Below are 11,693 nucleotides of genomic sequence, written 5' to 3'. Positions count from 1 at the left end.
CCTAAAAATCTTTGTTCGATTCGCGCTGCGACTCTTTTGCCCGTCCCTCGTGGTGAAAAATGCGGAGCTGATGAAAACCAAAGGCCCCGTTTTATTAGTCGTTAACCACCCGGATTCGTTTTTAGATGCCGTCATCATAGGCGCTTTGTATCCGCGAAATATCAATTATTTAGCGCGGGGAGACGTGTTTAGAAATCCGGTTTTCGGGTTTTTGCTGAGACAATTAAATATGCTTCCCGTCTTTCGCCAACGAGAAGGGAAAGAGCACCTGCACCTGAATTCAAACACCTTCCGCCAGGCGGTCGAATGCCTACGCAACGACGGAATTGTATTGATTTTCATCGAAGGAATCTGTCTCAATACCCATGAGTTGCAACCGTTTAAAAAGGGCGCGAGCCGCATTTTAGAGAGTGCACACGCGGAGGGAATCTTCCCGATTGTTCAGATTGCGGGGATTGGGTATTCGAGTTTTACGGCTTTTGGGAAGGGAATTCACCTGGCTTTCAAAAATATGTCGTGGACTTCGCCTATCGTGGAAGCAGCGGATCGAGTCAAGTTTAACGCGGCGGTTTTCGAGAAGATGGAACGCTTGATTGAGGTTCCGAAGCACGTAGGATTCCCACGCGGATTGCTTTACTATTTTGCCTTGCCTCTGTATATTCCGGTACGGGCATTTGCGGCGGCGAAAACGAAGGATTCTGTCTTTTATGATTCGGTCTTGTTCGCCCTTTTGCTTTTTACTTTCCCCATTTACGTCGCGCTCGTGGTGACGATTGTTCTAAAGGTCAAATTGATTCTGGGTTGATGCACTTTTGTGGTGGGTGGCAGACGATGCAGCCAGTGGGTTTGGGTTTCGCCTTTCATAACGAGTAAGCTTCCTGCTTCGAGGAAGACGTCTATTTTTTCGCCAGATTGTTTGTGCTTGAAGCAGAATTTTCTTTCTGCGCCAAAACTCAGCGAGCCAATCGCCCCATTTTTCTTCAGGTCTTTTTCGCCATCGCTGTGCCAGGCCATTCCTTCGGTGCCGTTGTGGTACAAGTTCAAAAGACAGGAATTATAGGTTTCGCCGGAGTGTTTTTCCGCGAGGGATTTTAAGGCTTGCAATTCAGGCGTCCAAGGCAAGGCTGTCTTCGTGGTATTGCTGTAGGTGTACGAAAAAGGCTGGTCCCCGTACCAAGCCACTTTGCGTTTCGTGATGATGCGTTTGCCATAAATGACCGCCTCATCGTTGCGCCATTCGATGCGCTCTAATAAGGCCTGCGCCATATCGGCTGCTTCCGTAGAGGACATCAACTTCCCGTAATAATGAACGATTCCGTCGCCTGGAAGCAGGTTTATAGAAGGGTCCGCAGGGAAATCGAATAGCTCCATGTTAGTTCAGACGTCGTAAGCTGATGGCACAGCCGCCACCGCGTTGCAGGCGGAATGTCATTTTTGACTTCGCCGTTACGAGGCGTTTTTCGACTACGTAGGCTTCTGGATTCTTCTCAAAATCCGCATCATCCGCATCGCGGTAGAGCATCGCTTCGTAGGTTTTATCCGGATCTAAAAAGTCTAAATCGAAGGACATATTGCGAGCCGTCGCGTTCGTGATCGAACCGATGAACCAGGTGTCCTTGTTTTTTGCCTTGCGCGCAATCGTTACGAATTCGCCCGGTTCTGCGGTGATGATTTTCGTGTCATCCCAGTCTACTGCCACGTCCTTGATGAATTGGAACGCGTCCAGTTTAGGCTCGTAATTTTCCGGCAAATCTGCCGCCATTTGTAATGGGCTGTAGAGGGTGACGTAGAGGGCTAATTGTTTGGCCAGTGTAGACCGAACCTTCGTCGTCCGCGTCGAATCAAATTGATTCAAGTTCATGTGGAAAAGGCCCGGCGTATAATCCATCGGTCCGCCCATCAAGCGGGTGAATGGTAGAATAGTCGTGTGCTCCGCGTTTATTCCAAGTGTAGGCGCGTTATTGAATTCCGATCCACGAGCGGCTTCTGCGGCCATCCAGTTCGGATACGTGCGATGCAAACCCGTCGGGTGAACGGATTCGTGGGAATCAACCATCAGGTGGTAATTTGCCGCTTTCTCAGCGACGCGGTTGTAGTGGTTGACCATCCATTGGCTGTCGTGGTGCTCGCCACGAGGGATGATTTTGCCCACGTAACCAGTCTTCACGGTGTTGATTCCTTTGTCCACCATAAATTGGTAGGCTGCGTCCATTCGGCGCTCGTAATTCGTCACAGAACTCGAGGTTTCGTGGTGCATAATTAGCTTCAAACCTTTAGAAGCAGCATATTTTGTCAGTGTGTCAATTTGGTAATCCGCGTAGGGCGTCACGAAATCGAATACTTCTTCCTTCCAGTTTCCGAACCAATCTTCCCAGCCCGTGTTCCAGCCTTCCACTAAGACGCCGTCGAATCCGTGTTTGCCCGCGAAGTCGATGTAGCGTTTCACGTTCTCCGTATTTGCGCCGTGTTTTCCACCTGCCAAAGGCCAGTTCGCCTTGCCCACGTGCATTTCCCACCACATGCCCATGAATTTTTGGGGTTTGATCCAGGTGGAATCCTTGATTTTCGAAGGCTCGTTTAGGTTCAAGATTAATTTAGAGGCCAAAATCTGTTCCGCCTTATTCGACATCACGATCGTTCTCCAAGGAGTATTAAATGGCGTCTGCACATAGGCCTTATTTCCTACCGCATCTGGCACTAAAGCCGATGTAAATTCGAGTCCCTCCAGTTTCAAATGCATCGCCGGATAATTCACTAACGCCGCCTCGTGCACATTCACGTATATGCCGTCCGCCGACTTTAACATTAAGGGAGTTTGGACGAAGTTTTTGCCCATTAAAGACGTCACCGCAATGTCTTTTTCCTTGGCTGCAGCGGCTAGGGCATCGATTTCGGAGATTTTGGTTCTTTGGTAGGTATACTCGTTTGTATCGTAATCTCCCGGAATCCAGAAGGCATTGTGGTCGCCCGTCATCGTGAAAGAAGACCACTCGTTATCGACGATAAAATGTTTGAAATTGTCTTGCGAAGGGAAGAAATAGCGGAATCCGATTCCGTCATCAAAAACGCGAAAAATCACGTCCATCAATACCCCCGATTCCTTCAAATGCAGGGTCAATTCCTTGTAGTTATTTCTGATCTCCTTTACCTCGCCCCACACCGGTTTCCAGGTGCCATCTACGATGGTAGAATCCACGCCTAAGATTTGAAATTTACGTAATTCCAAAGCGGGTTTCTTCAGAGTCAAACCTAAATCAGAAGGGGCGATAACCTCTTTGGCTTTATAAAAAACCTGGTATTTAAGGACTCTGTCAGCACCTTGCGATACTTGAATTGAAATTTGATCTGTAGGCGAAGCTATCTTAAACGATTTTTGGGCGAATAAAGAGACGCTCAAAAGTAGGAGAAGAAGGGTTTTGTTCATACCGCAAAATTACTAAAATAATAGATTAAACGGTAAATGATAGGCAAAATTGCCTAGGGCAAAAACTCGATCGCTGGCTTCTTTCCCGTCTTCACAAAAGCGCGCATCGCATCAAATGCTTTAGCGGTCTGTGCGTCTGTGAATTGACAATGCGCCTGACCGTTCGTGTATTTAACGGCAAAATATTGATCGCGTCCTTGCGCGTGAATCATATTTTCGATGTTCGTCACGGCATAGGAAACCGGAATTAATTGGTCGTAAATCGTGTGCATTAACACGACTGGCTTATCAATTTTTCCGGTGCGGTCGTAGCGTGCAAAAAGCTCTGCCTGATCCTTCGTGGCAGGTAAGCGTTCTGCTACTGCGTTTACTTTCAAGTTATCTGGGAAGCCTGTATAGAGTGTTTCTGTATTGTCAAAAGGATTGCCTTTTAGCTTGAGGGCGATGTCGCGTAACACGTTTTGGTTAAAAAATAAGGCGCCAGGAAGGTCATCAAATTTCAAGTCAAAACGCTTCGCAAAAGCCACGGCTAACACGGAATCTTTCTGCAATAAAGCCTTTTTGATCTCCCCCATGCGTTTGCCTGCCGTTGCAAAGGATACGAAACCGACAGAGCTATTGACGTCAAAAATATCTTTCAACGAAGGCACGATTCCCGGGAACAAACCGTTCATCGTGGCGTACATATCGTACTCTTTTCTGCACTGTAAATACGGGCGAGAAGAAAGCGGACATAAGGGTAATCCACCATGATAGTATTGGCCAAAATTCTCCAACGTCGCGAACGTAATTCCACCGCCCATCGAGTGCCCCATCATAAAGGTCGAGTCCGGCTGGCCCATCTTCTTCACGAAAGCTTGGCGCAATTCTTCGGTCGCATCCACTCCCTCGGGTAAAGCAAATCCTTGAATGGGATAATCCGACGCCGCAATGGCAAAACCACGATCCAAAATTACCTGCAAACGCTTATCTAATCCCGCATTGGCACTCGCCGCCGGGGTTCCCATAAATTGGTACCCGTGGGCATACATCACGAGTTTTTTGTTCCATTTAGCAGGCATCAAAACTTGATAGCCGCCCCCTTTCAGGGTACCTAAATCGATTTTTTCTTGGGCGAAAAGGGTGGTGCTAAGTGCGAGGAAGAGGAATAGTTTTTTCATAGTGAAGATTAAGGAGAAGCAAAATAGGGAAAAAATGGTAATTTGCGGCATGGAGAAGCCCTATATCGTCGACCAAAAATTCGAGAAAGAAAGCACACTCGCCATGGGCGAATACGAACATTGCGTTTTCAAGAACTGCCTGTTTGAGTCGGCTGATTTTCAACAATTCCAGTTCATCGACTGTGTTTTTGAATCGTGTAATCTCAGTTTAGTCAAACTCAGCGGAGCAGCGCTCCAAAAAGTGCATTTCAAAGACTGCAAAATGCAGGGCCTTCGCTTCGAAGCCTGCAACCCTTTTTTGTTCGAAGTAAGCTTCGATAGCTGCGTTTTAAACTTGTCTTCCTTCTACCAAATCAAGGGGAAAAAGGCGAAGTTCGTGGGCTGTTCTTTGCACGAAGTGGACTTCACGGAATCTGATTTCTCGGAAGCTATTTTCGATGATTGCGATTTGGCTGGGGCACTTTTTGACCAGACGAATCTAAGCAAAGCGGACTTCCGCAGCGCGTTTAATTTTATCATTCATCCCAGCATAAATCAGATCAAGAAAGCGAAGTTTTCGCAGAATGGTTTGGCAGGATTATTACAGGGCTTTGACATCTCTATCACCTAATATGAAAAAAATCTTATTCCTACTCCTACTGAGCACCACGCTTTTCGCGAAAGGCCGCTATCCTCGTACGATTGTGACAACTGACGGCGAAATCGATGACGTGGACACCTTCATCCGAATGCTATTGTATTCGAATGAATACCAGCTGGAGGGCTTAGTGTATTCGAGTTCGATGTGGCATTATAAGGGCGACGGGAAAGGGACGAAATTCACCTCCGAAATGGAGATGACCCGCCAGATGTACGGCGCGAAAACAGACCTTCGCTGGCCAGGCGTTCAATGGATTCAAGATTTATTGAAAGCGTATGGACAAGTTCATCCGAACCTGATTTTACATGACAAAAAATACCCATCTCCTGCCTATTTAAACTCACTGGTCAAGGTGGGGAATATCGATTTCGAAGGAGAAATGGAGCAGGTGACCGAAGGATCAGAATGGATCAAAGCAAAATTGTTAGACAACGATCCGGAGCCCATCTACTTGCAAGCCTGGGGTGGAACAAATACGATTGCTAGAGCTTTGAAATCGATAGAGGAGCAGTTTACGCGAAAGCCGGGCTGGGATGCATTGAAAAATAAAATCTCTCGAAAAGCCATTATCTACACCGTGATGGATCAGGATGCGACGCTGAAAAATTACATCGCTGGACATTGGCCGCAGATTCGCGTGTTTTACAATGCGCAGCAGTTTGCCAGTTTCGCTTATCCATGGAAGCGTGTGATGCCTAAGGCGACGCAACCCTATTTTGAGGGAACCTATATGGGGCCTAAAATCATCCAGAATCACGGGCCTCTTTTACAGATGTATTATGCCTACGGGGATGGCCAAAAGCAGCCCGGCGACGACGAGCACATACACGGTGATCCGACCAAGCTGAAGGATGCGCAATGGGGATCTTTCCAACCTTTTGATTTTATTTCCGAGGGAGATTCTCCCGCGTTTTTGCACCTGGTGGATGTGGGTTTAAATAACTTGAATAACCCGTCCTACGGTGGTTGGGGTGGTCGATTCGCTCTTGCAGAGGGAAATCCGTATCGCTTCGAAGACAACGATAAAGCGGCGGATTTTAATCCGGAGACCGGTAAATTAGACATTTCTTATTCCCAAACCCGCTGGTTAATCGCCGCACAAGAAGACTTCGCGGCCCGGGCAGATTGGTGTGTAAAATCGTTCAAAGACGCGAATCATGCGCCGCAGATAACGGTCAGTGAAGGCATGCATGTGTACGCAAAACCAGGCGCAAGCCTTGACCTTCATGTGATTACTAGAGACCCCGATGGGCACGCCATTAAGCTGAAGGTTTGGCCTTATCCGGAGGCAGGATCCGGGAAAGCGGAAGTGCAAATAGAAAACGCAACGGTAAAAGTGCAAATACCAGCTACCGCAAAAAAGGGCGACACTTTTCACGTCGTGGTGGAGGGAACGGACAATGGTTCTCCTGCCTTAACCCGTTATAGACGTGTAGTAATCACAATACAATAAAAAAGCCGCCCAGGAATCCCAGGCGACTTAAAAACTAATTAACCATTTTATTAAAGAGAATGACGAAGCGTAATGCCGTACGTTCTAGGGTCACCTAAAACCGCGGCGTACTGACCGGCGTTACCTCCGGCTGGCAATAATTGTTCGAAGTAGTTTTGGTCTAACACATTTCTACCCCAAATCGAGATGCTCACCCCTTTTGCCGCTCTGAAACCAATGCGTGCGTTTAATACAGAGTAGCCTTCAATGTTCAAATATTTCGATGGAGTTGCGCTTGAAGAGAAACCGGAACGAGCGTAGTCATCGACAGCGATGTAGAACTCCCCTGTTTGGCCTAATAACTTAGCTACTGAGGTAAATTCTGCCCCCAAGGATGCGGCCCATTTAGAAACTCCTGGCAATTCTTGGCCTGAAATATCCTTGTAGAATGCTGCTCCTCCTGTTTCCTCTAAAGGTACTGGTGCGTTTTTGAAGGAAGTATAAATCGCTTCTGTATAGGCTAGATTACCATAGAATGAGAAATGTTTCGTTAAACTCAAGGTCCCATCTACTTCAAGACCGCGGACACGCACACCCTCTGCATTCGCTAAATAACCACGGTTAACCGCTGGATCTGGAGTTTGCACTAAGGTTTGGTAATCCGTAATATCTGTATTGTAAGCGGTTAAATTAAACGTCGTATTCACACTAGGTTTTGCTTTAAATCCTAATTCGAAATGCTTCGTTCCTTCCGGTTTAATCGTGGCTAAGTCTAATAAAGGCTGGCCATTTAGCGAAGGTAAACCTCCTAAATTCAACCCTACAGGCTTATATCCGGTTGAAAAAGTCACGAATGAGTTGAAGTTCTTCGATTTTTTGTAGGCCAAAGTAACTTGACCAGAGAAATTGCGATCTGTTACATCCGCGTTGAATGCCTGGTCAGAATACACTAATTTTTTCAAGGCAATCAGAGCCGCATCCGTTGTTTGCAATCCGCCGTAGGTCTTGCGGCTGTAGGTCAAATCTTTCGCGTCGTAGTTATAGCGAATACCCGGCATTAAGCTGATTTTGTTGGATAATGCAATGTCTAATTGACCGAAAACAGCGGCTGAAAGTGTGTTCAAATTCGAACGAGTTTTGATTCCGTAACCTTCGAAAAGACCCGGTGTTTTCCAAAGCGCACTGGTCGTACTTTGGTTAAATCTCCACGTGGCAGATCCGCCTTCTTCGGTTTGATCAGGATTTGATTTTAGGTTTTGGCCAAAAACAAAGGCTCCAAATACCGCGCTCAATTTAGACGAGAACGTTCCCGCCCATCTGATTTCTTGCGACCATTGTTCATGATAAGAAGTAGCGGCAGAAGTTTTTAAAGCTTGCAAGCCCGTGAAATCGCGGTCATTCGATGGATCCCAATCCCAAAAACGCCAAGCAGATGTCGAAGTCAATGTTCCTGGTCCTAGTTGAATATCCGCATTCACAGAAACACCGCCTAATTTCTGGCCAGAACGCCAAGGCGTATCGTGATCGATCAAACGATCGAATGGATTACGGCTAGGCAATTGATAATTTAAATCCTTAATAATGTTTTCAAATTGGCGATACGACGCACGCAAAGTTGGAGCCACACCGGCAATCACTTGTGCATAACCGTTCGGATTTTGTTGTGTGAAGTCCCCGATTAAGGTGAACTTCGCTTTCTCAGATGGCGCAAATAATAGTTGACCGCGAACACCCAAATTATTCAAGTCGTTTACTTTTTGTTGGGTCGCCACATTGTACAATAACCCGTCACGCTGCGTTCCAGAAAAGGAAATACGAGCAGCTAATGTCTTTGAAAGAGGCCCAGTGATACTGGCTTTGGCCTGAATAAATCCGTAATTACCATAGCTCAATTCGAAGTTCGCCCCAGGTGTGAAACTCGCTTTTTTAGTCGTCACATTGAAGTTCCCGGCTGTCGTATTTTTACCAAATAAGGTACCTTGAGGCCCACGCAAAACCTCCACTTGTTCGATGTCCACAAAGTCCATGGTCGTCGCTGCCGGACGCGCATAATACACGCCATCCACATAAAAACCTACACCCGGATCGATACCATCATTCGTCAAACCAAACGTCGTCCCCAAACCACGGATACTCAAAGAGGTATTACGCGGGTTCGAGGAATACAACTGAACAGAAGGGATGAATTCCTTCAAACGATTCACATTAAATGATCCCGTCTCAGCCACTTTCGCACCACCGATGACAGTGATCGGAATAGGCACATCTTGCACCGCTTCTTTCCTACGACGAGAGGTCACGACGATTTCTTCTAATTCCTTTGTCTCTTCCTTTAGGTAGATAGTCACTGGCGTTCCTTGAGCGATGTAATCTTGTTTTTGATAACCCACAAAACTGACGACCAATAAGTAGGGGAATTTTTGACCCGTTTGAAAGTAAAAGTGACCTTCCGCATCGGTGATCACACCGTGCGTGGTTCCCTTGATATAAAGAGAAACACCAGGAATGGGCTCTTTCGTTTTTTCATCCAGCACTTGACCACTTAAGGTCGAGTTGATGGTGGATTTTGCTTGTTGACCAAAGGCAGTAGCCGTCGAAACGGTCAGGATTACTAGTAGGGTAAAAAACTTATTCATACTCAGCGGATTATATTTTGCTTTACACTATAAACTCTACCGATTTAGTAGATTGTGTTGCAAATGTATAAACCGAATAAATAAAATGCAAATGCCCCATTTGAAAAAAATACAAATTTTTCACAAAACAGGGCATTAAACAGTTTAAAAAAAGATTATTAGTCTATAAAATTTATAGATTAATTTTAACTAAGCTAGAATAGTGCTAAAATCGGAAACTAACTAAACAGCACATACGCCACCGCCAATGTCACAAATACGTTGAATAACTGCGCGATTAAAAAAGCGTATAAAGGCTTCTTTCCTTCTTTCGAGAATAGGTCTGAGAATTTGGTTTCTAAACCGATGCTAGTGAAAGCTAGGGCAAACCAAAGTCCTTGTAAAGCCTTGAAACCTCCCTTCACTGAATCGAGTGTTTCCGATGAAATCACGAAGGAGAACAGTAAAGAAGCGGCGATGAAACCCAAAACGAACTTAGGGAAACGCTCCCAAATAATCGCTCCTGTCGGCTTCGCTTCTTGTACTGTAGCAGATTGATTATTGGTCACCGTCCAATAGATAGAGATGGCGAAAGCGGCGAAACCTAACAATACGTTTTGGGAGAATTTAACGATCGTCGAAATCTTCAAAGCTTCCTCGCCCACCATCGTTCCAGATGCGATTACCGCACCAGTTGTGTCAATCGTTCCGCCTAACCAAGCACCAGTCACCGCTTGCGAAAGACCCAAAGCCTGCGCGATAAAAGGTAAAAAGATAATCATCGGAATCGCCGTAATCAAGACGATAGAGATGACATAAGACAGCTTTTTGGAATCCCCTTTAATGGCTCCAGACGTTGCAATCGCCGCTGAAACGCCGCAAATTGATACCGCACTGGAAATCATGATGGCGAATTCTTCGTCGATGCCCATTTTTTTGGAAACCCAAAAAGCAAAGTACCAAACCGAAATCACCACCACCAAGGCTTGAATCAAACCGAGCGAACCAGCCTTCAAAATGTCTCCAAAAATCACACTCGTTCCCAATAAGATCAACCCAATTTTCACGAACAACTCCGTCGAAAGGGATTCGGTTAACCACGCCGGAAGCGTGAAGAAATTACTCAAAACCAACCCGATCGTTAAGCTGAAAATCACCGCTTCTAGGTTCCAATTTTTCAGGAATGCGTTGCCCGCTAACACTAGAGCGAGTGAGGTAAGCACGAAGACAATGGGAAAACCTTTGGCCGTACTTGCTACACTTTTGCCTAAAACACTTGCCGCGAGCAAGGCAATTACAAAAGTGAAAACGAATAGCTGACCCAACTTGATTAAGTTACCGGCTGTGAGCACTTTTTCTGATAAGTCAACGGTCGTCTCCCAGCCAAAAGAAGGAGATGGAATTTTCACCCCTAGAAGGGCCACGCCGATGATGATAAATCCTAAAAGGACAACGGTCCAATCTTCAGTTAAAAGGTTCTTCTTCATTATTTCGCTGGAGTCAACACGATGTTTCTATATTCCACTGGACCATGATCGCCCTGAAACATGATGGGCCCTGGCGCTGCTTCGTCGCTGTCCATCGCGCCGCCTGTGATGCCGGGGATGTTTTGTTCGACGATGACTTTTTGACCATTTAACGTGACTGAAACCTTGCGTCCTACTAAGGTGATGTCATAGGTTTGCCATTCGCCGGATGGTTTTGCGGCTTGGAAAAGCGGATCGATAAAGCCGTAAATACCGCCTAAATAGATGCTGTAGGGCTCTTTGCCAAAGCTATCTTCTACCTGCACCTCGTATCGGCCGCGTAAATACACGCCACTATTACTTCCTGGCGGCAAGCGGAATTCGATGTGCAATTTGAAGTCGTTGAACTTTTGTTCCGTGCATAAATTAGCACCAGAAGCAGGACTTTTCAGCACGCCATTCTCTGCGATCCATTGGTTTTTAGGCCCTAAGGCTTTCCAGCCTATTAAATCTTTACCATTAAATAGAGTGATCGGTTTGTCCCAAACCGGTTCCGCAGATCTCCATAAAGAAGGCGCACGAACTCCGGTAAAAGCCATCGCTTTGCCGTTTGGTTTTGTGATGGTTCCAGACAATTTTCCGTCTTTCAACTCTCCCTCAAAACTCATCTGAACCTCCGTCAATTCCCATTGAGGGGGAATTTTAAAGGAAATGTGTCCATCCTTAAAAAACACTTCTGATATGGGACGAGCAGAACCGCCATCCGCCACAAAACGACCCGTTAATGTTTTTAATCCTGAATGACGCACCTCTAACCAAGACGGCGCCGTCGAAACGCCACCATTGCGGTTTTCCATGGATACGTTTAAATCCCAAGCACCTTCTAAAGGATGGTGTTCTTGTGCATAAGCACTCGTCGCGAAAGCAAATAAAGCAAGGAGTAATTTTTTCATAGT

At 46.2% G+C, this 11,693-nt stretch carries 9 protein-coding genes; 3 read left to right on the top strand and 6 right to left on the bottom strand.

The features are described from left to right. Positions 1-49 precede the first annotated feature (49 nt). Positions 50-805 (top strand): 1-acyl-sn-glycerol-3-phosphate acyltransferase, encoded by a 756-nt coding sequence (locus G9X63_RS05635; RefSeq protein ID WP_338079082.1) that lies wholly within the window; start codon positions 50-52, stop codon positions 803-805. On the opposite strand, the gene G9X63_RS05630 is transcribed toward G9X63_RS05635, so the two are convergent. Genes G9X63_RS05630 through G9X63_RS05620 form a run of 3 tightly spaced genes read right to left on the bottom strand, consistent with a single transcriptional unit; the run spans position 751 to position 4,584 of the window. Further along, positions 751-1,371 carry an alpha-ketoglutarate-dependent dioxygenase AlkB family protein gene (locus G9X63_RS05630; RefSeq protein ID WP_252621766.1) on the bottom strand — a complete coding sequence of 207 codons (621 nt, stop codon included), beginning with the start codon at positions 1,369-1,371 and terminating at the stop codon, positions 751-753. The genes G9X63_RS05635 and G9X63_RS05630 overlap by 55 nt on opposite strands. A gap of 1 nt (position 1,372) precedes the next feature. After that, positions 1,373-3,424, bottom strand: a complete 2,052-nt coding sequence (locus tag G9X63_RS05625) for a glycoside hydrolase family 97 protein (protein WP_252621764.1) — start codon at positions 3,422-3,424, stop codon at positions 1,373-1,375. Positions 3,425-3,477: 53 nt separating this feature from the next. Then, positions 3,478-4,584, bottom strand: a complete 1,107-nt coding sequence (locus tag G9X63_RS05620) for an alpha/beta hydrolase family protein (RefSeq protein WP_252621762.1) — start codon at positions 4,582-4,584, stop codon at positions 3,478-3,480. Between the two features lie 34 nt (positions 4,585-4,618). On the opposite strand from G9X63_RS05620, the gene G9X63_RS05615 reads away from it, so the two are divergent. Together G9X63_RS05615 and G9X63_RS05610 are read left to right on the top strand one after the other, a co-directional pair. Then, a complete protein-coding gene (locus G9X63_RS05615) occupies positions 4,619-5,194 on the top strand; it encodes a pentapeptide repeat-containing protein (protein ID WP_252621760.1) in 576 nt (191 codons plus the stop codon). A 1-nt stretch (position 5,195) separates the two neighbouring features. Further along, complete coding sequence (locus G9X63_RS05610; RefSeq protein WP_252621758.1) at positions 5,196-6,677, top strand: DUF1593 domain-containing protein; 1,482 nt, start codon at positions 5,196-5,198, stop codon at positions 6,675-6,677. Positions 6,678-6,727: 50 nt separating this feature from the next. Here G9X63_RS05610 and G9X63_RS05605 read toward each other — a convergent pair whose 3' ends face one another. The 3 genes from G9X63_RS05605 to G9X63_RS05595 form a co-directional block, all read right to left on the bottom strand. Further along, positions 6,728-9,292, bottom strand: a complete 2,565-nt coding sequence (locus G9X63_RS05605; RefSeq protein ID WP_252621756.1) for a TonB-dependent receptor — start codon at positions 9,290-9,292, stop codon at positions 6,728-6,730. Between the two features lie 218 nt (positions 9,293-9,510). Beyond that, positions 9,511-10,758, bottom strand: a complete 1,248-nt coding sequence (locus G9X63_RS05600) for a YeiH family protein (RefSeq protein ID WP_252621754.1) — start codon at positions 10,756-10,758, stop codon at positions 9,511-9,513. Continuing rightward, entirely contained in the window at positions 10,758-11,690 is a 933-nt protein-coding gene (locus tag G9X63_RS05595; protein WP_252621752.1) for a 3-keto-disaccharide hydrolase, read from the bottom strand. The genes G9X63_RS05600 and G9X63_RS05595 overlap by 1 nt, the downstream gene beginning before the upstream one ends. Positions 11,691-11,693 lie beyond the last annotated feature (3 nt).

The organism is Aquirufa antheringensis, from assembly GCF_023921165.1.
GTDB lineage: Bacteria > Bacteroidota > Bacteroidia > Cytophagales > Spirosomataceae > Aquirufa > Aquirufa antheringensis.
Note: the sequence above shows the minus strand (reverse complement) of the source record. Positions and strands in the feature narration are given on the sequence as shown.

What these genes read in the sequence shown, in the direction of transcription:
- G9X63_RS05625 (WP_252621764.1), bottom strand. Translation starts at nt 3,424, where the DNA reads ATGAACAAAACCCTTCTTCTCCTACTTTTGAGCGTCTCTTTATTCGCC.
- G9X63_RS05615 (WP_252621760.1), top strand. Translation starts at nt 4,619, where the DNA reads ATGGTAATTTGCGGCATGGAGAAGCCCTATATCGTCGACCAAAAATTC.
- G9X63_RS05620 (WP_252621762.1), bottom strand. Translation starts at nt 4,584, where the DNA reads ATGAAAAAACTATTCCTCTTCCTCGCACTTAGCACCACCCTTTTCGCC.
- G9X63_RS05595 (WP_252621752.1), bottom strand. Translation starts at nt 11,690, where the DNA reads ATGAAAAAATTACTCCTTGCTTTATTTGCTTTCGCGACGAGTGCTTAT.
- G9X63_RS05605 (WP_252621756.1), bottom strand. Translation starts at nt 9,292, where the DNA reads ATGAATAAGTTTTTTACCCTACTAGTAATCCTGACCGTTTCGACGGCT.
- G9X63_RS05610 (WP_252621758.1), top strand. Translation starts at nt 5,196, where the DNA reads ATGAAAAAAATCTTATTCCTACTCCTACTGAGCACCACGCTTTTCGCG.
- G9X63_RS05630 (WP_252621766.1), bottom strand. Translation starts at nt 1,371, where the DNA reads ATGGAGCTATTCGATTTCCCTGCGGACCCTTCTATAAACCTGCTTCCA.
- G9X63_RS05600 (WP_252621754.1), bottom strand. Translation starts at nt 10,758, where the DNA reads ATGAAGAAGAACCTTTTAACTGAAGATTGGACCGTTGTCCTTTTAGGA.